The organism is Nonomuraea sp. NPDC049625 (assembly GCF_040675285.1).
GTDB classification, from domain to species: Bacteria; Actinomycetota; Actinomycetes; order Streptosporangiales; family Streptosporangiaceae; genus Nonomuraea; species Nonomuraea angiospora_A.
Window position 1 is genome coordinate 748,994 of record NZ_JBFAOQ010000004.1, and the last position, 24,401, is coordinate 773,394.

General features: G+C 66.8%; 21 protein-coding genes and 1 pseudogene. 14 read left to right on the forward strand and 8 right to left on the reverse strand.

Annotated features, from left to right (window positions below):
- Positions 1-43 precede the first annotated feature (43 nt).
- From AB0J87_RS21785 to AB0J87_RS21805, 5 genes are all read left to right on the forward strand, one after another.
- Complete coding sequence (locus AB0J87_RS21785; protein WP_363967644.1) at positions 44-1,351, forward strand: sugar ABC transporter substrate-binding protein; 1,308 nt, start codon at positions 44-46, stop codon at positions 1,349-1,351.
- Positions 1,348-2,277: a sugar ABC transporter permease gene (locus AB0J87_RS21790; protein WP_350724721.1), complete on the forward strand. Its 930-nt coding sequence runs from the start codon at positions 1,348-1,350 to the stop codon at positions 2,275-2,277. The genes AB0J87_RS21785 and AB0J87_RS21790 overlap by 4 nt, the downstream gene beginning before the upstream one ends.
- A complete protein-coding gene (locus AB0J87_RS21795) occupies positions 2,274-3,134 on the forward strand; it encodes a carbohydrate ABC transporter permease (RefSeq protein WP_363967646.1) in 861 nt (286 codons plus the stop codon). The genes AB0J87_RS21790 and AB0J87_RS21795 overlap by 4 nt, the downstream gene beginning before the upstream one ends.
- Before the next feature lie 67 nt (positions 3,135-3,201).
- Positions 3,202-3,963, forward strand: coding sequence for an IclR family transcriptional regulator (locus AB0J87_RS21800; RefSeq protein WP_350724718.1), 762 nt, complete (start codon positions 3,202-3,204; stop codon positions 3,961-3,963).
- 12 nt (positions 3,964-3,975) lie between these two features.
- Positions 3,976-4,881: a 5-dehydro-4-deoxyglucarate dehydratase gene (locus AB0J87_RS21805; RefSeq protein ID WP_363967648.1), complete on the forward strand. Its 906-nt coding sequence runs from the start codon at positions 3,976-3,978 to the stop codon at positions 4,879-4,881.
- A gap of 22 nt (positions 4,882-4,903) precedes the next feature.
- On the opposite strand, the gene AB0J87_RS21810 is transcribed toward AB0J87_RS21805, so the two are convergent.
- Positions 4,904-5,422: a DUF402 domain-containing protein gene (locus tag AB0J87_RS21810; protein ID WP_363967650.1), complete on the reverse strand. Its 519-nt coding sequence runs from the start codon at positions 5,420-5,422 to the stop codon at positions 4,904-4,906.
- Between the two features lie 370 nt (positions 5,423-5,792).
- Positions 5,793-7,262 (reverse strand): aldehyde dehydrogenase (NADP(+)), encoded by a 1,470-nt coding sequence (locus tag AB0J87_RS21815; protein WP_363967652.1) that lies wholly within the window; start codon positions 7,260-7,262, stop codon positions 5,793-5,795.
- Positions 7,263-7,366: 104 nt separating this feature from the next.
- Here AB0J87_RS21815 and AB0J87_RS21820 point away from each other — a divergent pair, with 104 nt between their 5' ends.
- From AB0J87_RS21820 to AB0J87_RS21830, 3 genes are all read left to right on the forward strand, one after another.
- On the forward strand, positions 7,367-8,623 hold the full coding sequence (locus AB0J87_RS21820; protein ID WP_363967654.1) for a glucarate dehydratase family protein: 1,257 nt from the start codon (positions 7,367-7,369) through the stop codon (positions 8,621-8,623).
- Positions 8,620-9,972: a hypothetical protein gene (locus AB0J87_RS21825; RefSeq protein WP_363967656.1), complete on the forward strand. Its 1,353-nt coding sequence runs from the start codon at positions 8,620-8,622 to the stop codon at positions 9,970-9,972. Before AB0J87_RS21820 ends, AB0J87_RS21825 begins: the two co-directional genes overlap by 4 nt.
- A 97-nt stretch (positions 9,973-10,069) precedes the next feature.
- The gene (locus AB0J87_RS21830) at positions 10,070-10,567 is read left to right on the forward strand and encodes a DUF402 domain-containing protein (protein WP_363967869.1); all 498 of its coding nucleotides are present in this window, start codon (positions 10,070-10,072) and stop codon (positions 10,565-10,567) included.
- Positions 10,568-10,818: 251 nt separating this feature from the next.
- Here the strand turns inward: AB0J87_RS21830 and AB0J87_RS21835 are convergent.
- A pseudogene (locus tag AB0J87_RS21835) lies at positions 10,819-10,986 on the reverse strand (IS5/IS1182 family transposase); the annotation flags it as partial.
- Positions 10,987-11,251: 265 nt separating this feature from the next.
- On the opposite strand from AB0J87_RS21835, the gene AB0J87_RS21840 reads away from it, so the two are divergent.
- Positions 11,252-11,989 carry a phosphotransferase gene (locus AB0J87_RS21840; RefSeq protein WP_363967658.1) on the forward strand — a complete coding sequence of 246 codons (738 nt, stop codon included), beginning with the start codon at positions 11,252-11,254 and terminating at the stop codon, positions 11,987-11,989.
- Positions 11,990-12,191: 202 nt separating this feature from the next.
- Positions 12,192-12,611: a hypothetical protein gene (locus AB0J87_RS21845; protein WP_363967660.1), complete on the forward strand. Its 420-nt coding sequence runs from the start codon at positions 12,192-12,194 to the stop codon at positions 12,609-12,611.
- A 124-nt stretch (positions 12,612-12,735) separates the two neighbouring features.
- On the opposite strand, the gene AB0J87_RS21850 is transcribed toward AB0J87_RS21845, so the two are convergent.
- Both AB0J87_RS21850 and AB0J87_RS21855 read right to left on the reverse strand, forming a co-directional pair.
- Positions 12,736-13,377 carry a response regulator transcription factor gene (locus tag AB0J87_RS21850; protein WP_350724704.1) on the reverse strand — a complete coding sequence of 214 codons (642 nt, stop codon included), beginning with the start codon at positions 13,375-13,377 and terminating at the stop codon, positions 12,736-12,738.
- Positions 13,374-14,570, reverse strand: a complete 1,197-nt coding sequence (locus tag AB0J87_RS21855) for a histidine kinase (protein WP_363967662.1) — start codon at positions 14,568-14,570, stop codon at positions 13,374-13,376. The genes AB0J87_RS21850 and AB0J87_RS21855 overlap by 4 nt, the downstream gene beginning before the upstream one ends.
- Positions 14,571-14,683: 113 nt before the next feature.
- Between AB0J87_RS21855 and AB0J87_RS21860 the strand changes: the two genes are divergently transcribed.
- The 3 genes from AB0J87_RS21860 (at position 14,684) to AB0J87_RS21870 (ending at position 17,697) form a co-directional block, all read left to right on the forward strand.
- A complete protein-coding gene (locus AB0J87_RS21860; protein WP_350724700.1) occupies positions 14,684-15,403 on the forward strand; it encodes an ATP-binding cassette domain-containing protein in 720 nt (239 codons plus the stop codon).
- Entirely contained in the window at positions 15,400-16,164 is a 765-nt protein-coding gene (locus AB0J87_RS21865) for an ABC transporter permease subunit (protein ID WP_363967664.1), read from the forward strand. The genes AB0J87_RS21860 and AB0J87_RS21865 overlap by 4 nt, the downstream gene beginning before the upstream one ends.
- 756 nt (positions 16,165-16,920) lie before the next feature.
- The gene (locus AB0J87_RS21870; RefSeq protein WP_363967666.1) at positions 16,921-17,697 is read left to right on the forward strand and encodes an ABC transporter permease subunit; all 777 of its coding nucleotides are present in this window, start codon (positions 16,921-16,923) and stop codon (positions 17,695-17,697) included.
- A gap of 437 nt (positions 17,698-18,134) precedes the next feature.
- On the opposite strand, the gene AB0J87_RS21875 is transcribed toward AB0J87_RS21870, so the two are convergent.
- The 3 genes from AB0J87_RS21875 to AB0J87_RS21885 form a co-directional block, all read right to left on the reverse strand.
- Positions 18,135-19,820, reverse strand: a complete 1,686-nt coding sequence (locus AB0J87_RS21875; protein ID WP_363967668.1) for a ribonuclease J — start codon at positions 19,818-19,820, stop codon at positions 18,135-18,137.
- Between the two features lie 54 nt (positions 19,821-19,874).
- On the reverse strand, positions 19,875-20,792 hold the full coding sequence (gene dapA, locus AB0J87_RS21880; protein ID WP_363967670.1) for a 4-hydroxy-tetrahydrodipicolinate synthase: 918 nt from the start codon (positions 20,790-20,792) through the stop codon (positions 19,875-19,877).
- Between the two features lie 976 nt (positions 20,793-21,768).
- Positions 21,769-22,212, reverse strand: coding sequence for a GNAT family N-acetyltransferase (locus tag AB0J87_RS21885; RefSeq protein ID WP_363967672.1), 444 nt, complete (start codon positions 22,210-22,212; stop codon positions 21,769-21,771).
- Between the two features lie 1,200 nt (positions 22,213-23,412).
- Here AB0J87_RS21885 and AB0J87_RS21890 point away from each other — a divergent pair.
- Positions 23,413-24,129 carry a GntR family transcriptional regulator gene (locus tag AB0J87_RS21890; RefSeq protein ID WP_363967674.1) on the forward strand — a complete coding sequence of 239 codons (717 nt, stop codon included), beginning with the start codon at positions 23,413-23,415 and terminating at the stop codon, positions 24,127-24,129.
- Positions 24,130-24,401: the final 272 nt, after the last annotated feature.

Genomic DNA, 24,401 nt, shown 5'->3' on the forward strand with positions numbered 1-24,401 from the left:
AGTCCACGACTCATGTCCACGTATGTGAACGGGAGGCGGTCTGATGTCACGTCGTCTGCTCGGGGTCGCGATGACAGCGACCCTGGCCGTAACGCTGACAGGCTGCGGTTCCGGGGGATCAAGCTCAGACAACGCTCTGGAGATCTGGATCAGGCAGGCGCCCGATTCGGACTCCGCCAAGACGGCGGTGAAACTCGCCGACGCATTCACGAAGGCCAGCGGGGTGAAGACGAAAGTCGTCGCGCTATTCGACGACTTCGAGACCAAGCTGAACCAGCAGGCCGCCCAGAAGAAGCTCCCCGACATTGTGATCAACGACACCGCCCAGCTCGGGAACATGCACTCGCAGGGCTGGCTGCGCGAGATCGACAAGGCCACGCTGGCCGGCGGCGACAAGCTGTCCGACCGCGCGTGGGTGGCCGCGACGGGCAGCGACGGCAAGTTCTACGCCGCCCCGTTCTCCGCCCAGGCCTTCGCGCTGATCGTACGGAAGGACTGGCGCGAGAAGGTCGGCATGGAACCGCCGAAGACCTGGGACGACCTGGCCAAGCTGGCGCAGGCGTTCACCGAGAAGGACCCCGACGGCAACGGCCAGGCCGACACGGCGGGCTTCGTCATCCCGGCGGGCACCAAACGCGGCTACGCCTCCTGGTACGCCTCGTCCCTCATCTACGCCAACGGCGGAGACTTCATCAAGAGCACCGGTGGCGGCCACTTCCAGTCCACGGTCAGCGACCCCAAGACCGTCGAGGCCGTCCAGTACCTGCAGGACCAGTTCTGCAAGTCCAAGACCGTCAACCCCGGCGCCGTGAGCAACGACACGACCGTCACGCACGAGGTGTTCGAGAAGGGCCAGGGCGGCATCTACCTGGTCGGTCCGTACGTGCTGGCCCGGTTCGTCAAGAGCGTCGGCACCGACAAGATCGAGGTTCTGCCCCTGCCCAAGGGCCCGTCCGGCGGTCCCGGCACCCTCGGCGAGGGCGAGAACGTCTACCTGATGGCCGGCTCCGACCAGCAGGACGCGCAGAAGAAGTTCGCCGAGTTCGCGATCTCCCCTGACGGCCAGAGGATCGGCATGAACAAGGACGCCAACGGCGCCATCGTCCGCCTGCCCGTCAACACGCAGGTCGACATGGCCGCCGAGCGGCAGGATCCGCGCTGGAAGGTGTTCCAGGACGCGTACGCGAACGCCGTCTACGCCCCGCCCGTGCCGAACTGGGCGCCCATCCGCCAGGACTCCGCCGACTCCATCAACGCGGTCTGGGCCGACTGCTCCTCCAACGTCAAGGCGGCCATGGACCAGCTGAACACCAAACTCACCCAGGAACTCCAGAGCCAGAAAGCGTCATGACCTCGACACTGACCGAGGCGCGCAGCCGTACGGCGACCCCCCACCGCCGCACCAAGCGGGTGCGGTGGCGGGGGCCGCTGATCACCTGGCTGTTCCTGGCGCCCGCGCTGCTGCTGTTCCTGTACTTCAAGTTCATCCCGATGTTCGTGGGCCTGTGGAAGAGCTTCTTCAAGGTCCAGACGTTCCTCGGTGACGAGTGGCTGGGCCTGCAGAACTACCAGACGATCATCAGCGACGCCGACTTCGCCGCGGCCATCTGGCACAGCATCCTGCTGGCGCTGGGCACCACGGTCGGCTCGCTCGTCCTGGGTCTGGGGTTCGCGCTGCTCATCGAGGGACCGGCGCGCTACCTGTGGTTCGTGCGCACCGCGGCCTTCCTGCCCGTCGTCACCACGATGGCGGCCGTGGCCGAGGTGTGGCGGATCATGTTCCACCCGGCCGACAGCGGGATGCTGAACGTCATCATCGGCTGGGCCGGCATCGATCCCCAGCCGTGGCTGGCCAGCGAGCACTCCTCCCTGTGGTCGATCATGCTGATGAGCATCTGGCGCGGCACCCCGTACGACATGATGATCTTCCTGGCCGGGCTGGTCGGCGTCGATCGCACGCTCTACGAGGCCGCGGCCGTCGACGGCGCCTCCACCTGGCACCGGCTGCGGCACATCACGCTGCCCGCCCTGCGGCCGGTGTTCTGGATCCTGTTCACGCTGGCCGCCATCCGCGGGCTGCGGGTCTTCGTCGAGGTGTACGTCCTGACGAACGGCGGTCCGAACGGGTCGTCCGAGGTGCTGATGACGCTGATCTACAAGCTCGGGTTCCAGAAGAACGACCTGGGCGTGGCCTCGGCGGGCGGGATCGTGCTGTTCCTGGCCACGCTGGTGCTCACCCTGGTCGCGCAGATGTTGCGCAGGAGGCAGGCGACATGAGGTTCGACAGCGCGCTGGGGCTGGAGTCGCGCAAGGGGCCTCTGGCCGTCGGCGGAAAAGTCCTGATTTATAGCTTTATGGTGGTCGTTTTCACCGGGCCGCTGGTCGGGCTGCTCGTCAGCGCCTTCAGCAAGACGCTCGACCCCACCGCCTTCTCCCTGTGGCCGGACGAGTTCACGCTGGAGAACTTCGTCCAGGCCAAGGAGAAGAACGTCTACCTCTACCTGCTGAACTCTTTCATCGTCGTGGGCTTCGGCCTGCTGCTGCAGATGCTGGTGAGCGTCTTCGCCGCGTACTCGCTGGCCCGCAAGAAGTTTCGCGGCATGACGTTCGTGCTGCTGCTCATGCTCACCACGATGATGCTCCCCGAGGAGATCATCGCGATCCCCCTCTCGCTGGTCCTGGCCGACATGCCGCTGCTGCACGTGAACCTCATCGGCACGTACGCGGGCATGATCCTGCCGGTCGGCGCCTGGGGCTTCTCCATCCTGGTCATGACCGAGTTCATGAAGGAGGTGCCGGTCGAACTGGAGGAGGCCGCGCGCATCGACGGCGCGGGGGAAATGCGGATCTTCGCCACCATCATCCTGCCGCTGTGCCGTCCCGCGCTCGGCGTGATCGGGGTGTTCGGCTTCACGATGATCTGGGACCAGTACCTGCTGCCCCTGATCGTCGCGCCCGAGTCGAGCATGTGGACGCTGCCCATCGCGCTGCGTTCGCTCCGCTCCGACGAGGAGGTCGGGATCGGCGTGCTGCTGGCCGCCTCGCTGCTGGCGCTGCTGCCGTCGATCATCGCGTTCCTGGCCTTCCAGCGGCAGTTCATGCGCGGTCTGACAAGCGGCGCCATCAAGGGTTAAGTGTCCATGTATCTGGACGCTATCCCATATCCTGGATGTCAACCCGCAGCAGTAGAGGGGATTGAGTATGGAGCCTCAGCTGGTCAAGTCCGCGGAGCGGACGGTGCGCATCCTGGAGGCCCTGGCCGATTCGCACGACAGCCTGACGCTGTCGGAGCTCCAGCAGCGCACCGGGTTCCCGCGCAGCAGCCTCCATGCCCTCATGCGGACGCTGGTCGAGCTCAACTGGGTCGAGACCGACTCGGCCAGGTCCGCGTTCGGGATCGGGCCGCACGCGCTGCTCACCGGCACCGCGTACCTCGACAAGGATCCCGCGTTGCCGTTCGCGCAGGAGACCTTGGAGGACCTGCGGGCAGAGATCGGCCAGACCGCCCATTTCGCCCGCCGGGACGGCGCGCACGTGCTCTACCTGGCCACCCGCGAGTCACGCGAGGCCGACCACGTGATCCCCAGGGTGGGCCGGCGCCTGCCCGCCCACGTCACGGCGCTCGGCCAGGTGCTGCTCGCCCAGCTCACCGACGACGAGGTCATGGCCATCCTGCCCGACCCGCTGTCCTCGCTCACCGACCGCACCATCACCGACCTGAACAAACTGACCGGGGAGCTCGACCAGGTCCGCACCCGCGGCTGGGCGTACGAACGCGAGCAGGGCACCCCCGGCCTTGCCTGCGTGGCCGTGGCGGTCGACTACCGCATCCCGGCCACGGACGCGATCAGCTGCTCGATGCCCGCGAGGCTGGCGCCCGCCGAGGTCGAGCGGATCACCGAGGCGGCGATCAAACACACCCGCAAGCTGGCTGCCACCCTGCGCAGGGAGGGCATCCGCTAGAAAGGACCGTCGATGCGGCTGGATGGTGTTCTCTTCTTCCCGGTGACCCCCTTCGAATCCGGTGGCGACCTCGCCGAACCCGCGCTGGCCCGGCACGTCGCCGACGGAGTCGCGGCGGGAGCGGGAGGAGTGTTCGCCGCGTGCGGCACCGGCGAGTTCAACGCCCTCGACCTCGACGAGTACACCCGGGTGGTGGGCGTCTCCGTCGCCTCCACCGCGGGCCGCGTCCCCGTCTTCGCCGGCGCCGGCGGCCCGCTGCCCGCCGCCAGGGCCATCGCCCGCGCGGCCGCCGCCCAGGGCGCCGACGGGCTGCTGCTCATGCCTCCGTACCTGGTCAGCGGCCCGCCCGCGGGCCTGGTGCGCTATGTACGCGAGGTGGCCGCGACCGTCGACCTGCCGATCATCATCTACCAGCGTGGCACCGCCCGCTTCACCCCCTCAGCCGTCGCCGAACTCGCCGAGCTGCCCAACATCGTCGGCTTCAAGGACGGCCTGGGCGACTTCGACCTGCTGCAACGGATCATCCTCACCGTCCGCCGGTCCACCGGCAAGGACTTCACCTTCTTCAACGGCCTCCCCACCGCCGAACTGACCGTCCCCGCCTACCGCGGCCTCGGCGTCAACCTGTACTCGAGCGCGGTGTTCGCCTTCGCGCCCGAGATCTCCCTGGCCTTCTACAAGGCGGTGACGGGCGGGGACGAGGTGCTGACGCAGCGGCTGCTGACCGACTTCTACCTCCCGCTGGTGGAGCTCCGCGATCTCGTGCCCGGCTACGCGGTCTCGCTGGTGAAGGCGGGGGCGCGGTTGCGGGGGGCGGAGGTCGGAGGCGTACGCCCACCCCTGATGGACCCGACCCCCGAGCACACGGCCTCCCTGGAGCGCATCATCACCACCGGCCTGGCCATAGCCGGTGCCTGACCCATCAGCCCTTGATCCAGCCTCAGCCGACGTCGAAGGGCGGCAGCTCAGCCAGGTTCAGAATGGCTGCCGGCGGGAAGTCCGGCCACGAGCTCGGCGGGTCCTGGTTCAGGTTGCGCAGGTGCTTGTCGATGAAGCGCTGGGCATTGCGCAGAACCCTGACTGCGGTGACGGCGTCGATGGCGCCGTCCTGCAGCGCTTCAGCGAGCTCGTCGAGGTCCAGGACTTCGTAGCGCCGGCTGATCGGGGGCACGACGATGTCCACGTAGAGGTCGTGGACCACCAGCCGCTTCGGGGCCGCCTCCTCCAGTTCGACCAGGTCGACGTACCAACCGCCTTCGAGTGCGTCGACGAAGGTGACCGGCCTTCGGAGCTGTATCCCTTCGTCGGCGATGACGAAGCAGCGATCGGTCGTGGGGCGGCCGGGAACCCGCCATGGGGAAAGGATCTCGACGTCGTAGGCCACGATGTTGTCGCCTGTTCGGACACCAGGGCACCATTGCCCAGTGCGGTGGTGGACACGTACCTCTTCAAGGGTCACGGATCGCAGTATGACCGCGTCGGGACGCAGCGCCCGCCCCAAGCCAACGCCTGACTTCACTCCAGCACCGACGCTCAACCCCACCCAGGGCCGGCACCCAACCCCACCCCCACCTCACCCCGAAGCCGACACCCGACCCCCGACCCCAGGAACCGGACCCAGCCCCATTGCCACGCCGTCGCCATTGGCACGCCGTCGCCATTGCCATGCCATTTGCCACGCCATCGCCATTGGCACGCTGTCGCCTATGGCCGCCTCGGCCCGCGACCGACCAGCCAGCCTCACAGCCGGCCAGTCAGCCGCACGAAACCATCGCCACGAGCCCTGTCAGCCCGCGACCACCATCACCCCCGTTTCGGGAGCGACCCGCTCACACCTCCAGACGACCGTCAACCCTCCGCGGAACGGACAGCGGGTTGTCGTCCTTGAGCTCGTCCGGCAGCAGCGCCTCCGGCCAGTCCTGGTACGCCGTGGGCGCCAGCCACCGATCGATCGCCGTCGCCCCGACAGAGGTGGACGTCGTGGTCGCGGCAGGCCAAGGGCCACCGTGCTGCATCGCCCAGCACACGGCCACCCCGGTCGGCCACCCGTTCCAGATGAGCCGGCCGGCCTTCCTCCCGAGCACCTCGACGACCTCGCCGGCCTCCTCAGGATCGGTGCCGTGGACGGTCGCGGTCAGCGACCCTTCCAGCCGCTCAAGCACGGGCCTCAAATCGGAAATTTCCCGATACGTCACCACGATCGACGCAGGCCCGAAGCACTCCTCGGCGATCCGCGGCAGCTTCTCCTCGAACGTGTCGAGATCGGCGGTGAACACCTTGGGCGTGACCGCCCAGCTCCCCTCCCCAGGCTTGCCCTCGGCCAGCAGCTGCAGCTCGCCCAGCCGCTCGACACCGCCGACGTACCCGTCCCTGATCCGCTCGGCCAGCATGGGGCCACCGCTGGTCCCCTCGACCGCCTCGGCCAGGGCCTTGCGCAGCTCGTCGCCCTCGGGCACGAACATGAGCCCGGGGTTCGTGCAGAACTGCCCGACCCCCAGCGTCAGCGACCCGGCGAACCCCGTGGCCACGTTCTTGGCCGGCGCGGAGGGCAGCACGACGACGGGGTTGACGCTGCCCAGCTCGCCATAGAACGGGATCGGCACCTCCCGCTCGTCGATCAGGCGCTGGATCGCCTTACCCCCGGCCACGGACCCGGTGAACCCGGCCGCGACCACTCCGGGGTGCTGCACCAGATCGATCCCCGCCTGCATGCCCTGCACCAGACCCAGCAGGTCGGGGTACGGGAGCGCGTCACGAACGATCTTCGCCACCCGCTCGGAGGTGTTCGGGTGCCCGGGGTGCGCCTTGACGACCACCGGGCATCCCGCTGCCAGCGCGGACGCCGTGTCACCACCGGCCACCGAGAACGCGAACGGGAAGTTGCTGGCCGCGAACACGGCGACGACGCCCGGCAGCGCGTGCTTCATCCGCCGCACGTCGGGCCGCGGCGGCGCGAGCGAGGCGTCCGCATGATCGATGATGGCCTCGACGTAACCGCCGTCCCTGAGGACCTGGGCGAAGAGCCGGAACTGTCCCGCCGTACGCGCGACCTCGCCGCGCAGCCGTACCTCGCCGAGCGCGGTCTCCTGGTCGGCGAGCTGCCACAGCTCGTCCACGTGCGCGGTGAGCGCGTCGGCGACGGCCTCGAGCGCGAGCGCCCGCTCAGCCGCCGGAGTCGCCCGCCAGGCAGCGCCGGCGGCGGCCGCGGCGGAAACGATCAAGTCGACCCCGGCACTGTCGGTCTCCGGCAGTGCGGCGCCAACGGTCCCGCCGGTCCTGGGGTCGTGTCCGTAGATCATCGAAAGGCCCTTCCGAGCTTGACACTTCTTCAGCTTGATTCTTACAGTTGCGGCAACTTGTCCACAAATCTGGCTATTGTTCACATATCTGGACGGCGGTCTAAATGATCATCAGACAGATCCACGTCACCCCTGTCGCCTTCCGGGATCCGCCGCTTCTGAACGCCGCCGGAGTCCACGAGCCGTGGGCCCTCCGTACCATTGTCGAGGTCGTCACCGATGAGGGCCTGACCGGGTTGGGGGAGACCTATGGGGACCTCGGGCACCTGGGCAAGATACGCGAGTGCGCGCAGGCTCTGATCGGCCTCGACGTGCACGCCACGAACACGATGTACGCCCGGATCAGCGCGATCGTCGGTCACACGGTGACCGACCTGCACGGACTGACCGGTGCCGCCACCAAGGAGAAGAGCATCGACCGGGTCTTCTCCCCCTTCGAGGTAGCTTGCCTCGACATCCGGGGCAAGGCGGCCGGTGTCCCGGTGAGCGACCTGTTGGGCGGCCGTGTCCGAGATGCGGTGCCGTACAGCGCGTACCTCTTTTACAAGTGGGCGGGCCACCCCGGCCAGGACCCCGACCGGTTCGGCGCGGCCTTGGACGAATCGGGTCTCGTAGAACAAGCGTCCCTCCTCATCAAGGAATACGGCTTCGAGTCCATCAAGCTCAAAGGCGGCGTTTTCCCTCCCGACCAGGAAATAGCCGCAACCCGCGCGCTTCACGAGGCATTCCCCGGGGTTCCCCTCCGCCTGGACCCGAACGCCGCCTGGACGGTCGAGACCTCGATCCGCGTGGGCCAGGAACTGGAAGGCACCCTCCAATACCTGGAGGACCCCACTCCCGGCATTTCCGGCATGGCGGAAGTGGCCGCTGCCGTCCCCATGCCGCTCGCCACGAACATGTGCGTGGTCACCCATGAACACCTCCCTCCCGCCATCGCATCCCGCGCGATCGGCGTACTCCTCCTGGACCACCACTACTGGGGCGGTCTCGTACGTTCCGCGCACGTCGCCACCTTGTGCGACACATTCGGCCTGGCGCTGTCCATGCACTCCAACTCCCATCTCGGGATCAGCCTGGCCGCCATGACCCATTTGGCCGCCGCCACACCGAACCTCACGTTCGCGTGCGACACGCATACCCCCTGGCAGGATGGTCAGGACGTGGTGGCGCCCGGCGTCCTGCGCTTCGTGAACGGCGCCGTCACCGTGCCCACCGGCCCTGGCCTCGGCGTCGAGCTCGACCGCGACGCGCTGGCCGTCATGAACGAGCAGTACGAGAAGTGCGGGATCTCCGCCCGCGACGACACGAGTTACATGCAACGCTTCGAGCCCACCTTTTCCGCAAGGAGACCGCGCTGGTGAACGTGGCCTACGTCTACCCCTGGGACATCGTCGGCGACCCCTCCGCCCCCGACCGCCTGGCCGGCCTCGGGGTGGAAGCGGTAGCTCTGGCAGCGAGCTACCACTCGACGAGAGCGGCCACGCCTTACCACCCGTCCCATCGCGTACTCGACGTTCCCTATCCGGCCTTCTACCTGCCGATCCGCCCGGCGTCCTGGTCCCGCCTGGTCCCCGCGACCCCCACCTGGACCCCGGAGGACGCGTACCTCCAGGCCCGAGACACTCTGAAGGCGGTCGGCCTCCAGGTGCACGCCTGGACCGTCCTGACTCACAACTCCCACCTGGGCACCGCGAATCCCGACCTGGTCGTACGCAACGCCTTCGGTGACCCGTACCCGTACGCGCTCTGCCCCGCCCACGAGGACGTCCTGGAGTACTGCGAGCTCCTGGTCAAGGAGATCCTCACTGTGGGCGAGCCGGACGGCCTCATCCTGGAGGCCTGTGGCCCCATGGGCTTCGGCCACCAGAGCGTCCACGAGAAGACCTCCGGCGCGGATTGGACACCCGCCGACTCGGACCTCCTCTCCCTGTGCTTCTGCACTGCCTGCGCCGACCGCTACCCCGCAGACACCCGAGACAGAGTCCGCGCCACCATCGACCGCACGCACCCCGCGCAACCCACCCCAGCCCCCACGCTCGGCACCACCGCCACCAGCACCACAATCGGCACCACCACGGCGGGCAACACCACGGCCAGCGCCACGGCCAGCGCCACCACGGCCAGCACTAGCGCCTCGGCCAGCGCCACAACGGCCGACACCACCACAGTCGGCGCCACCACGGCCAGCACCACCACCACGGCCGGCACCACCACCACGACCGGCACCACGACTCCCAGCACTCACCCACTCACGATCGAACAGGCTCTCGGCGAGCTGACCGACGAGGTCCGCGCCATCCGCGTAGACCTGTCCGACTCTCTCCGCCACCGCCTGATCGCCGTCGCCCGTAGCACCGCCCCCAACACCCCCATCACCCTGCATGCCAACCCGAACCCCTGGGCAGCAGGCGCCTTCGCACCACTGCCGTCAGGCGAACCGGGAGCAGACGTGCTGGTGGCCAACTGCTGGGGCGACCCCGCCACGGACGCCGCCCGCCTCGCCCAGCTCAAGGACCTGTCCGCCCCTGGCCAGCGAATCGGCGCCTACGTCCTGGCCCTGCCCCCTCGTCCGGCCGACGCCGCGGCCCTGGCCGACCAACTCCGTACGTACGCCAAGGCAGGCGCGACCGAGTTTCACCTGTACCACGCCGGTCTGGCCTCCCCACAGCGCCTGGCTGCCATCACAGAGGCCCTACGTCAACACGCCTAACGCGACAACCCCAGCCACCCGAACGAACTCCAGGGTCCTGCGCAATACGTGGAGCCCTGAACGCTGAAGCCCCCGCACCGCAGATAAGTTGCCATACGTGACCAATGTGCGAATTGTGTACCGAAAGTACGGCGGAGCGCTGCACTGGAACCACCCCGGCCAACTGCTGGGCGAGGACGAACACGGAGTCTGGGCCGAAGTCCCCGGCGGAACGGTCGCCCGCAAGGGCGAGGGCCCACCGGTCACGTGGGAGACCACTGCGATCATGCTGTTCCCTCGAAACGCCTGGTGGACTGCGTCCTTCAACGCACCACCCCACCGAAGCGAGATCTACGTCGACGTCACGACCGTCCCCGAGTGGAGAGACGGCGAGGTGACGATGCTCGACCTCGACCTCGACGTGATCAGGATGCGAGACGGCCGGCTCATCCTCGACGACGAAGACGAGTTCGCCGAACATCAGGTCCTCCTGGGCTATCCCCCCGAGCTCATCACCCAGGCAGAAGCCACTGCCCGCTGGCTACTCGACGCAGTAGGCCACAGAAAGGGCCCATTCGGCGGCGCCCACCTCGAATGGCTCACCAGAACCCCCTGACCAACTCACCACCAACTAAAAGAACCCGCACCGCCACGCCTTACAACCACCGAGAAAACCCACACCAAAATATCCACCAACACCCCCTTTTCATCTCTATACGGCACGGGCAGCGCGCCGATCGTGAAGCCCGGCAACGACCTTTCAGAGATGCTCAACCTTGAACGGGCTACAGCAAAGCGTCTGCAACCTGGGCCTTTCGCGCGCTCGTCGAGACCGCGGAGCTTGGCGCCGACTCAGCCGCCCTGGGCGTACGTGTCGCCGTCGCGCAGGTGGGCCAGCACCAGTAATGCCTGCTGGCCAGAGGTGAGCTTGCGCCATCGTGAGCCGCCGGCGGTGCGGTGGCGGCGGCGGATGATGCCGGCGAGGTGACCCAGGGAGCGGCGTGACACCGGTACTGCGGCGCGGTAGAACAGCACACGAAGCTCCTGAACTGGTGTTGCTCTTGGTCGACAACCCGTCACCAGGGGCTTCGCTATTTGTGATCAAGCCGGGTGATCCGCAATCGGCTCATGACCTGCGCCTTCAGATGAGAAATACCTCCCTACTCGATCCGTCAGCGGTCAGTGGCGTGCACAAGGCCGCCGGGCAGGCCCACGCCGCCGACGCCAGAGTGGATCAGCCGTGCAGTCGCACGCGATAAACCCGGTGACGTCGATGGTCATCCCCGCGATAATCGCCAACGTGGAAGAGGTCGAGGTCGTCGTCGCCCATAACGAGCGCGCGACCCTGCGCGTCGGTGACGTGTTTCTGAAGGTCGACTCCGATCAGACGCGCACCGACGTCGAGGCCGAGGCGATGGCTATGGCGCCGATCCCGACGCCGGAGGTCCTGTGGCGGAAACCGCCCGTGCTCGCGCTCGCCGCCCTCCCAGGCACGGCACTCGGCCGCCTCGGCGAGCCGTCGACCGCGTCGCCGGCGGCGTGGGCCGCGGCGGGTGCCGCCGCACGGAAGCTGCATGACGCGCCACTGCCGCCATGGCCCGGTCGGAGCCTCGACGAGATCGCATCGCGCCTCGACGACGAATGCGAGTGGCTCGTCACAAACGGCGTCCTTCCCACCGAGCTGGTCACGCGCAACCGCCAGGTTGCCGAGGCTGCGCTCCGGCCGTGGACACCGGTGTTCACGCACGGCGACCTGCAGATCACCCACGTGTTCGTCGACGGTGACGAGATCACCGGCGTGATCGACTGGTCCGAGGCGAGCCAGGGCGATGCCCTGTTCGACCTCGCCACCTTGACGCTCGGACACGAGGAGCACCTTGGCGACGTCGTCGCCGGCTACGGCACCGACGTCGACCTCGACGTGATCCGCGCGTGGTGGTCGCTGCGAAGCCTGCTGGTGATCCGCTGGCTGGTCGAGCACGGCTTCGACCCGTCCTCGCCAGGCTGCGAGGTCGACGTGCTGAGATCCCGACTGTAAGGCTCCACGAGCCCGACAGGTACGAGTGCCGTTCTACCGCATCAAGCAGGCCATCTCCAGAAGCGCGTCGCCTTCCGGACCAACGAGGTCACGGTCCTCGAAGATCCCCGGCAGCCGGTCGGCGACATCGGCAGCCGACGCACGACTCGAGTCGAAGCTGCACCTCAGCTGAGGACCAGCAACTGCCTCAAATAGACCCAAGATGAAAAGCCTCACCACCGCCCGGCACCTCACCACCGCGCCGCATCCCACCCCCGCCCGGCATCTCATCACCGCCCGGCATCTCACCACCGCGGCATCTCACCACCGCGGCATCTCACCACCGCGGCATCTCATCACCGCGCCGCATCCCACCCCCGCCCGGCACCTCATCACCGCTCGGCACCTCATCACCGCTCGGCACCTCACCACCGCGCCGCATCCCACCACCGGGCATCCCACCACCACGCCGCACCTCACCACCGCGGCATCTCATCACCGCCCGGCACCTCACCACCGCGCCCACCGCGCCCACCGCGCCGCATCCCGCCACCACGCCGCACTTCACCACCGCCCGGCATCCCGTCACCACGCCGCACTTCACCACCGCGGCATCTCACCACCACGCCGCATCTCGCTATGACGTCACCCGAGACCCTGGCCATCAAGACCTCGGCCAATTCCTCAAACAAGGTCGCCAATATCGCCCTAGCAAGCGCCGACAGCTCCAACATCAGCTCCGTGACTCGGCGCCGGCGCGCGCGAATTTAGCCCGCAGCGGAAACGAGCCCACTCTCATATGCCGCGATAACAAGCTGTGCTCGATCCCGAGCCTCCAGCTTGGCCAGCAACCGAGTGATATGAGTCTTTACCGTAGCCAAGCTCACCTGAAGATATTCCGCGATCTCCCCATTGGACAAGCCGCGCGCGATCAACATCAGAACCTCGCGCTCCCGCTCCGTAACCCCGTCCAACCCCTTCACCCGAGGCAGAACCGGTGTACGCGTGAACTCCTCAATCAGCCTGCGCGTAACCGTAGGCGCCAACAAAGCTTCCCCACTCGCGACCACGCGGATAGCGGCGAGTAGATCCGCAGGCGGCGTGTCCTTAAGCAGGAATCCGCTAGCCCCAGCCCTCAGTGCATCATAGACATAAGAATCGAGGTCGAACATCGTCACGACAAGCACTCGGGAAACATCCCGGAGACGCCGAGCGGCCTCGATCCCATCCATTTCGGGCATTCGAACATCCATAAGCACGACATCCGGCCGCTGTTCCAAAGCGACAGTAACAGCCTCCACCCCAGTGGCCGCCTCACCGACAACAGCCAGATCTGGCTCGGAGTCCACAAGCACGCGAAAACTTCCCCTGAGCAACGCCTGATCGTCGGCGATAACGACCCGGATCACAAGACCTCCTCATAAGGCAGTTCGGCGAAAACACGAAACCCTCGGCCAGAAAGGCGCCCGGCTTCAAACGTCCCGCCGTACATCATGACCCGCTCCCGCATCCCGATCAGACCATGCCCGGTGCCGGCAGCAGACGACGTACGACTGCCAGTCCCGTCATCCACCACCTCGATCCGTACTTTCTTGCCATCGGCGACCACGGACACCCTGCAGCGAGCGCGCGCGGCATACTTGATGACATTCGTCAGCGCTTCCTGCACGATGCGATAAACCGACAGCCCCACGCCCTCAGGCATCCGCCCTCGCCTGCCGGGCTCCCCTTCTCCGCGTCCATCGCCATTCCCGATCCGTACCTCGAGCCTGACCTCGACCCCGGCCAGCCGAGCCTGCGCCACCAGCCCTTCGATCCCCGCCAGACCAGGCGCGGGGACAAGGTCGGGCTTGGATGAAGAGCGAAGCACACCGAGCAAATAGCGCATCTCAACCAGCGCGCTCCGGCTGGCCGTCTCGATCACACGCAGCGCGTCATGCGCCTCGTCCGGCTTGGTCGCCATCACGTGATTGGCCACGCCGGCCTTGACGGCGATCAATCCCACGCTGTGTGTGACCACATCGTGCAGCTCGCGAGCGATCCGTAAACGCTCCTCCGTCACCGCCTGCGCCGCCAACCGCTCAGCGTCGCGGGCCGCGTAGAGCCGGCGCTCCTGCACGGCCCGGCCGACCGTCCAAGCGCCGCCCAGCGCTGCGATCCCCATGAGTGGCTGGTCGAGATGCAACAGCCATCCCGGAGCGGTGTCACGCGGCGCACCCGCTAGAGCCAGGCCAAGGACCGTGACCAGGCTCAACCCGCCGATGGCCGACGTCGGGACCACGGCTCCGAACCTGTCGGAGAGGGCGACTATATAAAGCGCGTACGCAGGCGCGAGGTAGGCGAACCCCACGGCGTCGACCAGCGCGGCGAAGACGGCGACCACAAGCGTGAAGCAGAAGACGGGCAGGGGCCACAGTCTTCGCAGCCCCAGCGGCAGCCCCAGCCAGAAGGGGATGGCGATCCTCATCCAGGGCGGCAGCGCGGTGGCGTTCACCGCCACCGTGAAAGAGACAAGGGCAAAGCACATCCCCGCCGCCAGATCGAGCATGATCAGCTGGCCACGGCTCAATCGCCTGGCGAAGAAGGGATGGGTGTCGTCCACGCGTTGAACGGTAGCCGCTGCGGCGGTCTCCTCACGTCAACCCAGGGTCTGACCTTGAGATTCGAACCGTGGTCCGACGCGCGGGCGGCCCGCCGTCCCGCATCCTTTACCGCGTGATCGAACTCCAGCACCTCACGAAGCGCTACGGCGGCACCCTCGCCGTGGACGACCTGTCGTTCAGGGTCGAGCCGGGCCACGTGACCGGCTTCCTCGGCCCCAACGGCGCGGGCAAGTCCACCACGATGCGTCTGATCCTCGGCCTCGACGCCCCGACCTCCGGCCAGGCACTGGTCAACGGGCGCCGATACACGTCGATCGCCAAGCCGATGCACGAGGTGGGCGCCCTCCTCGATGCCAGTGCTGTCCACGGCGGTCGCAGCGCCTACAACCACCTGCTGTCCCTGGCCCGCACCAATGACATCGGCCCTACACGAGTGGCCGAGGTGCTCGACCAGGTCGGCCTGGCAGGCGTGGCCCGAAAACGGGTGGGCGGGTTCTCACTCGGCATGAAACAGCGGCTCGGAATAGCGTCGGCGCTGCTCGGCGATCCGGCCGTGTTGATGTTCGACGAGCCAGTGAACGGCCTGGATCCAGATGGTGTGCGCTGGATCCGCGACCTCATGCGTTCTCTGGCCGCCGAAGGTCGCACGATCCTGCTCTCCAGCCATCTGATGAGCGAGATGGCCCTCACCGCCGAGCGCATCATCATCGTGGGCCGCGGCAGGCTGATCGCCGAGGCCACCGTCGCGGAGCTGACAGCGCGCTACCCCTCGCTAGAAGACGCCTACATGGCCCTGACCGCCGGAAGCGTGCAGTACGGAGCGTCCCGATGAAAGCGGTCTTCTCCGCCGAATGGCTGAAGCTGCGCTCAGTGACCTCCACCTACCAGACGCTGGGTACGGCGGCCCTCACAGCGCTCCTGGGCGTGGCCTGGACCCTCTATGTGAGCGGCCTGGCCGACGAGCGGGGCGAGCTGCGGGCAGCGGCCCCAGAGCAGGGTTTCCTTCCGCTCGTCCAGATCAGTCTGGCGGTGCTGGGCGTGCTCGCGATCACTTCCGAGTACACCACGGGGACGATCAGCACCAGTCTGATCGCCGTCCCGAAACGCGGCACATTACTTCTGGCCAAGGCCGGCATCGTCGGCCTGGCCACGTTGACAGCCGCGAACGCGGTGCTCCTGGTCACCTATTCGGCGAGCCGCTTGATAGCGAGCGGTCACGAGCTGGGCTTCAACAACACCTCGATCACCGACGACCTGCCCATGCTGCTCGCTTCCGGCCTGTCGGTGACCGCCCTGGCACTGGTAGGCCTCGGCCTCGGCACCGCGATCCGCTCAACAGCGGGAGCAATCGTCTCGATCGTGGCATTGCTGTTCGTGCTCCCAGGTGTCGTCAACTACTTGCCCCCACCCTGGAACACCCGCGTGGCCACGCTCCTCCTACCGAATCTCGTCCCCCAAATAGCCGACCAGCGCCTCTCCTCGCGCTTGGGCGACGGTCTTCTGCCTCCCTGGGCCGCACTTGCCGCCCTCCTCGCCTATCCCCTCGTCGCCCTCGCCATCGGCTACTACCAACTCAACCGCAGAGACGTCTGAATCCTCCCTCCCTTTCCAGAACGAACACCACAGACGTCACCACACAAACGAGACCAGCCCCGACAGAGCACCATCAGCCCCGAAACGAGCGCCCATGCAGGCGCGCTCCAACGCGAACCGAAATACCCGTAGGAGCATCCGGCGCCAGAAGTGACACGAGCATCCCCTACGCCACGATCGAGCAACCGCAGACGCACTCTCACCACGGAAGCGCGGGCCGCGAAGCCGCCCTCACCGCTGGCGCGCGAACGGCGAAGCCCACTCTAAGCACTGGAGCAGGACACCAAAGCCCGCTCTCGCCAAATGAGCAGCCAGTGAAACGAACGCTCTCGCCCGAAGGACGCACGAGCGTTCGAGCATCCCCGTACCAAGAACCAACGACCATGAACGCCCCCAACCGCGGCAACAACGCGGACGAGCACGCTTTCGCCCTACGAAGGGACGCTCGTATGAGCATCTCCCAGCAGCAGGAAGAGCCACTTGCATAAGCGTTTCCCGGCGGAGCTGCGGCACGCTCTCGCTCAAAGTTCTTCAGTAAGCGCTATGACGACGGCCGCACGAGCTTCCTCACCATCACCTGACCGAACGTTCCCACACCACAGCAATGGCTCTGGAACGCAAGGCCACACGAACGCTCCTGCCTCAGGAACAGGCTAACGGAGCATCTCCCTCACGAACGGACCAACCCCACATGACCGCACTCATCCGAAGAATGGGTACCCGCATCGGCATCCTCAGCTCGGAGCGGACGAAAGCATGAGCGTTCTCACCTCGGAATGGCTGAAGGTACGTTCCCTCCGCTCCACGCACCTGATTCTCGGCCTCAGCCTAGGCACGGTTGTCTTGGGGTTCGCACTCGCCACGATGGCCGCCGACATGTACGACACCGCCCCCGCCGCCCGGCGACCTGGCGCTCGGATCGCGGATCTGGAGGAGGTGATCGTGATCGTGCCCCAACTGTGCATGGGCATCCTGGGCACGCTTGCCATCACTTCCGAATACGTGACCGGCTTGATCAGAACGAGCTTGACCATCGTCCCGCGTCGTTGGCCCGTCCTCGTCGCCAAATCCGCCATCGTCGGCACGCTGGGCCTGATCATCGGCTTGGTGACGGTCTTCGGCACCTACTTCGTCACCCGATGGGTGATAGGCGACCGCTTCTCCGGCGCGTACACCGACGCCTTCATGGACCGACTGCCACTCCTCACTGCCATCAGCCTCACAGTGCCTACGTTCGCGCTGCTCGGCTTGGGCTTGGGCGCGCTCTTCCGTTCGACCGCCGCCTCGATCGCCACCTTGGCCGGCCTCGTCTACGTGATCCCCATAATCATCGGCAACATCCCGGAGCCATGGAGTGAACGCCTCGGCTCTGTGATGATCGGCGCACTTCCCCGCGAGATCACGGGTGAGCTGATCACCACATCGGTATACGGCTCCCTCCTGTCTCCCGTAGCGGCCGCCGCAGTGCTGGTCGCGTACGCAGCGTGCCCGTTGGCAGTGGCCCTGAGGCTGGTAGGCCGGAGGGACGCCTGAGACGTCCACACTGGGGCCTTTGAGGCCGTTCCGGAAGGCGAGACCACCAAGCACCTCAGATGCCCGGCATCCACCCTGGAGGGCGAGAGCACCAAGCATCAGTGATGACCGGGCCCCGCCCCGCAGGACAAGACCGCCAAACACCGGTAACGACCAGCACCCACCTCGAAGGACGAGACCACCAAACACCCGTAACAACCAGCACCCACGTCGAAGGGAAAGGTCGCTGGAACCCGCAGACCGCCAGTGCCCCGAAGAGGCAGCAGCACCGCATCGTCCGGGCCGGTAGTGCCGCTAGCCCGGAGGGGCGAAGGCAGCGAATCGCCTGGCCTTCGGTCGGCCTCCCGAAGGAGCAGGCGATGTGGTCGGATGCCCGTCCCACGCCTGCTCCCCCGGGGGTACGGCAGACGAACGCGTCTGCCGTACCGTGGGAAAGCTCAGACCTCGAGGATCACAGGGATGATCATGGGGCGGCGGCGGTAGGTGTCGCTTACCCAGCGTCCCACCGTGCGGCGGACCACCCGTCGGATCTCCTGCATGTCGACCACCCCGTCTGCGGCCTTCTCCGCGAGGGCTCGCTCGATCTGCGGGATGAACTCCTCGAACTGGGCAGGGTCGATGCCGGAACCACGCGCGTGGATCTCGGGGCCGGCGGTGAGCTTGCCCGTGTTGGAGTCGACCACGACGACCACCGAGATGAACCCCTCGTCGCCGAGAATCCTGCGGTCCTTCAGCGAGGTGTCGGTGATCTCGCCCACCGACGAGCCGTCGACGTAGACGTACCCGGCGTGAACCGCACCGACGATCTTCGCTCGGCCGTCGACCAGGTCCACCACGACGCCGTCCTCGGCGATCACGATGTGGTCGTCGGGCACGCCCGTGAGAGCGGCCAGCTTGGCGTGCGCACGCAAATGACGCCACTCACCGTGAACGGGCATGAAGTTCGACGGGCGGGTCAGGTTGAGCACGTACAGGAGCTCGCCGGCGGCCGCGTGGCCGGAGACGTGCACCTTGGCGTTGCCCTTGTGCACGACGCGAGCGCCCCACCTGGTCAGTCCGTTGATGACCTTGTTGACCGCGGTCTCGTTCCCCGGAACCAGCGACGAGGCCAGGAGTACGGTGTCACCCTCGGCGATGCGGATCGGATGATCGCGGTTGGCCATCCTGGACAGCGCGGCCATGGGCTCGCCTTGAGAGCCGGTGCAGATGAGCACCACGTCCTGCGGCGGCCACTCCTCGATGTCGCGCGAGTCGACGATCAGCTCCGGCGGCACCTTGAGATATCCCAGGTCGCGGGCCACGCCCATATTGCGCACCATCGAACGTCCGACCAGGGCCACCTTGCGGCGGTGCTTGGCGGCGGCGTCCATCACCTGCTGAATGCGGTGCACGTGCGAGGCGAAGCTGGCCACGATGACCCGCTGTTCGGAGGTGCGGATCACCTCGTCGATGACCGGCCCGATCTCGCGCTCGCTGGTGACGAACCCTGGCACTTCGGCGTTGGTGGAGTCGGACATCAGCAGGTCGACGCCCTCGGTGCCGAGCCTGGCGAAACCGCCGAGGTCGGTGAGGCGGCCGTCGCTCGGCAGCTGGTCCATGCGGAAGTCGCCGGTGTGCAGGACTATGCCCGCAGGCGTCCTGATGGCGACGGCCAGTGCGTCGGGGATCGAGTGGTTGACCGCGAGGAACTCGCAGTCGAACGGCCCGAAAACGTGCCGTTCGCCCTCGACGACCTCGAGCTTGGTCGGTTGGATCCTGTGCTCGGTGAGCTTGGCCTCGATCAGGGCAAGCGTGAGCCTCGATCCGATGAGCGGGATATCGCGCCGCTCGCGCAGCAGATACGGCACCGCCCCGATGTGGTCTTCGTGAGCGTGCGTGAGCACCACGGCTTCGACGTCGTCGAGCCGGTCTCTGATGTATTCGAAGTCAGGCAGGATGAGGTCGACACCCGGCTGATCGGGCTCGGGGAAGAGCACCCCGCAGTCGACGATCAGCAGACGGCCGTCATATTCGAAGACGGCCATGTTCCGGCCGATCTCCCCCAACCCGCCGAGCGCGACGATGCGCAAGCCGCCGTCAGGCAGCACCGGCGGGGGACCAAGCTCAGGATGCGGATGGCTCATGCCTGGCCCCCACGGTCAGTTCGTGTTCTCAAAACTCCCGGTTCCTCCCCGTTCCTATGCGTCTGTCAACTTCACCCCGCCGGCTACCAGGCAAGCACGCAGCTCGGCGATTTGCGTCTCTGTCGCGTCCACGAGCGGCAGTCGTACCGAACCCACCGGTACGCCGACCATGCTCAGTGCCGCCTTTGCCATGATCGCGCCACCGGCGCGCAGCATGATCCCGTCTACCACGGGGGTCACCTGGCTGTGTACGGCCAGGGCCTGGGAGACCTCACCGTTCTTGTGCAGGTGGATCATGCGCGCCAGCTCGGCGCCCACTACATGCCCGACGACGCTGACGAACCCGGCCGCCCCCAGGGAGAGCCAGGCCAGGTTGAGCAGGTCGTCGCCGGAGTAGAAGGCCAGCTCGGTCGCGCTCATCACCTGGCTGGCGGCGAACAGATCACCCTTGGCGTCCTTGACGGCCACGATGCGTTCGTGCTGCGCCAGCCTCAGCAGAGTTTCGGTCTTGATCGGCACGCCACTGCGCCCCGGAATGTCGTACAACATCACCGGAAGGTCGGTCGCGTCGGCGACGGCGGTGAAGTGCTGGTACAGCCCCTCTTGAGGGGGCTTGTTGTAGTAAGGCGTCACCACCAGCAGACCGTGCGCGCCCGCACGTGCCGCCTGCTTCGCGAGCTCGACACTGTGGCGGGTGTCGTTGGTGCCCGCCCCTGCGACCACAGTCGCGCGATCGCCGACCGCCTCGAGGACGGCGCTGACGATGCGCTGCTTCTCCTCGTCCGACGTGGTGGGCGACTCACCGGTCGTCCCGTTGACGATCAAGCCGTCGTTGCGCTGCTCGTCCACCAGGTAAGCGGCAAGACGTCGCACAGCCACATAATCGACCTCGCCGTCAGGAGTGAACGGCGTGACCATGGCGGTCAGCATGCGGCCGAAGGGCGCGTCTGTGGTTCCAGTTGGCGATGCCATAGTGCGAACGCTACCTGGATTCAGAAATCCATTGGACGCCGCCACCCCGCTTTGCCTGCCTGGAGCCGCTTTTTGCCCCCTTTCGCGGGCATCTCAGAGGCTTCCCTGACGACGACAACCATCTCACCTGACATCGGAGCCCGTCCACTGGTCCACAGCGACGCACCCAGCAGGCCACGCTCCACACCACACCTGCCCACCACACCCGCCAGGCGGGGCACCATGCCTGGCCAGCACGCCCGTCTGGCGGCCAGGCGGAGCGCCGGACCTGACCGCAGTATCCAAAGCACCCGTCAGGCCGCAAAGAGCGCTACGTCTGACCGTCGCCGCCGAAATCAGTACGGCTTACCGGATCTTCCCACTGCAACCGAAACACCCATCGGGCCGCATAGCGTGCCGATCCCACCGCCATAGCCGACAGCAGCGCCGGCTACTCGATCTTGCCGCGGCAGCCGAAACACCCGTCGGATCGCATAGTGCGCCGCATCCGGTTTGCGTCCACGAGAGCGGTGTACGAGTTTGGCCTGGTCATGGGCGTGGCGTCGTAGAAGAGCGACGGCTACCCGACCTCCCCAGCGCGGCCAAGGCGCCCGTCAGGCCGTATAGCGTTCCGCACCCCGCCGCCGCAGCCGACAGCAGCACCGGGTACTCGACCTTCCCACCGCGGCCAGAGCACCTGTCAGGCCGCATAGCGTGCCGTATCCGACGGCCGAAGCCACACCAGGCCGCGGCGGGCAGGTGAACGTTGGGTCCGCAGTACCCAGCTGGCTGAGCGGCCGCCGGCTTCGGTGATCCCGACGCGTATCCCCCGTCCGCCCACGCCCCTCGTCCGGAGGGAAGCCGCAGGTGGAAGGTGCGAGCGACTTTCCTGCCCTGGCGGCCACCCCTGAGGAGTGCGGCGGCCGTTACGCTCGCCCAGCTTCCAAAGGTGAGCCCGGCTGCGCTCGGTTGCCCCGGTCATGTTGCAAGGCTTCTACTAGGACAGTTCGATCTGGTATCTGATGAAACCTCGATTCTCAGCCACCTTCTCGTACAAGCGGCGTGCTGTCGCGTTGGACTCATGCGTGTTCCAGTACACGCGGGAGCAGCCGCGCTCCCGGGCCCAGGCGGTCACAGCCTCGATCAGCGCGCGAGCCACGCCTCTGCCTCGGGCTTCTGGAGCGGTGAACAGGTCCTGCAGGTAGCAGACATCGGTGTCAGGCGCCGAGGTGTTCGCGTGGGTGAAGAAGTGTGTGATGCCGACGAGCCTGCCGTCCAGCCTCGCGCCGAAGGCGTGCAGACGGGTGTCCGCCTGGAACTCCTGCCATGCGCGGTCGTACATCTTGTCCGGTTCGACACGCTGATAGAAGTCGATGTACGCGCGGAACAAGTCCTCCCAGACATCCCGGTCGGATGGAAGGAGCTTGCCTATGTCGATCATGGAGCTTCCTCATGCTTGGACATCTCCGAGGAGCACAGGCCTGCTGTGGCTTGGCGCGGCAGTGCGGGATATGTCCTGGAGAGTGATTGATGTCGGAGTCAGTGCCACCAACTTAGGGAAAAGTGGCCCAGTGAGGTACGGCCACTCGGCGGCGATATCAGAAGACCACTTGCACCTGATGGTTGGTCGCCACGCGCACTGACGTGGATGGCAATGCGCGGTACAACAGTGCGCCCCATCGCACCGCAGCGAACAGCAGTGCATCCGTCGCGCGCCTCGATGCAGCGCACCCATCGCACGCAGCCGGTCGAAAAACTGCAGTCCACTGCACGGCTCGAACGGCAAGGCGCCCGTGGCACGCCTGCAAGGTGAAGGGTCAGTGCACGTCCCGAAAGGCGACGCATCCACCCGCTCTCAAAGACCACGCCGCTATCAGGCCTCTGTAAAGCATCGTGGCCGGCCAGGCCGCCTCAACCCAGGCAACGCGGCCATCCCGCCTCCAAAACTCACGTTGACCGCAAGCCTCGCACAGCAACGCGCCGACCAGGCTCCACCTCACTGGCAAGGCTGCCTTGAGAGGCATCGCGGCCACCGTGGACCTCGACAGCCCGCCCATCGCATGCCTCACAAGAGAGCCCTCCAGCGGACTCAGCCGCCGACCGGCCAGGCCGTTTCACGCACGCAACGCAGCCACCGCAGCTCCAAGGCCGCATCCACCGCCGGACTCAAACGACTGCGTACCCGAGCGACAGTGCAGGCCCCGCTCGTTTCGAAATCCCGCGCCCATCGCGGGTCTCACGAGGTAACGTGCGACCAGGAGCCTCACTGATCAGGACCGCTCAAGGGGCAGCGCACTCACCGGACTTCCGAGGTCTGCGCCCATCGCAGACGCCGGACGGTGCGGATGCGTCCAAGGGACCGGGCCAGCAGCCGCGTTCGGCCAGGTCAAACCACTGGTCAGGGCGCTGCTGCAGCCCCAAGTACGCGAATTGGAAGAGGTCGCCGATATGTGCTCGGGGGTACACACATCGACGACCTCTATCGGAGAATCGGCCCCTCTTACACCGGCGTTACAGGGTTTCTCCGATAATTTTCTGCCATCGCAAAGTTGGGGCTCCAACGACCATCGATGACGGTCGGTTACCTGCCGAATACGGCAACATGGGGCAACGCCTCACACGAACCCCCAGGGATGGACTAGTGGCCACCTCAGATCCGGTCTACCTGCGTGTCGTCGAAGACATTCGGCGGCAGATCACCGACGGCACCCTTCCCCCCGGCGCGCCGATCCCATCACGAGCGCAGCTGACCCGTAAATATCAGGTCGGAGAGACCGCCGCCCGGCACGCGCTACGCGTGCTCGCAGGTGAAGGCCTCATCATCGGCCGCGTGGGCTCGGGCCATTACGTCAGGGAACGCCCCGACCTCACCCCGCTCTACCGATGGCGCTTTCTCGATCACCCCGCCCCGTTCGCGGCCGATCTACAGTCACAGGGCAGACGCGTGACATGGGACTGGCACAGCGAACCAACCGAAGCGGGGCCCGACATCGCCAAACGCCTGCGCCTCAGCGAGTCGACCACGCTGACCAGAACTCACTACATCTTTCGCGGCGAGGGCAGACCGCTGCAGCTCGCCACGTCGTACGAGCCGCTGGAGTTCACCCCCCACTCCGAGGAGGAGCGGCGGAGCCTGGTCGCCAGGATGTACGCGCACGGCATAAAGATCACTGAAGTCGTCGAGAGCGTGCACACCCGGGTTCCGCGCCCCGCGGAGAGTGACGCGCTCGATCTGGCGGCTGGCGTCCACGTGCTGCACATCGAGCGCACCCACTGGGCAGGTGACCGTCCCGTCGAGACGAGCGACATCGTCGTTCCAGGCGACCGGTTCAGAGTCACGTACAGCATGCCCGTCTGAGCTCTCGGACGCGGGCGTCTCCGGGCGAAGCCCCTTCTCGCCCGGAGCCCCTCAGCCCGGGCATTGCGGATATCACCCTCCTTTCGGACGGACAGGCCGGTTCCGATGGCGCGGTGAGCCTCCTCAAGGCTCGCCAGCGGGTCAATCTGGTCCGCAATCGGGCGTATTTGCCCTGATCTACGAATTCTGCGAGCACGGTGGGAGCGGGCGCACACGCCGGGTCCGTCGGCAGCTCGAACCTCATCCCGTCCGTAGGCCTGGTCACGCTCCGG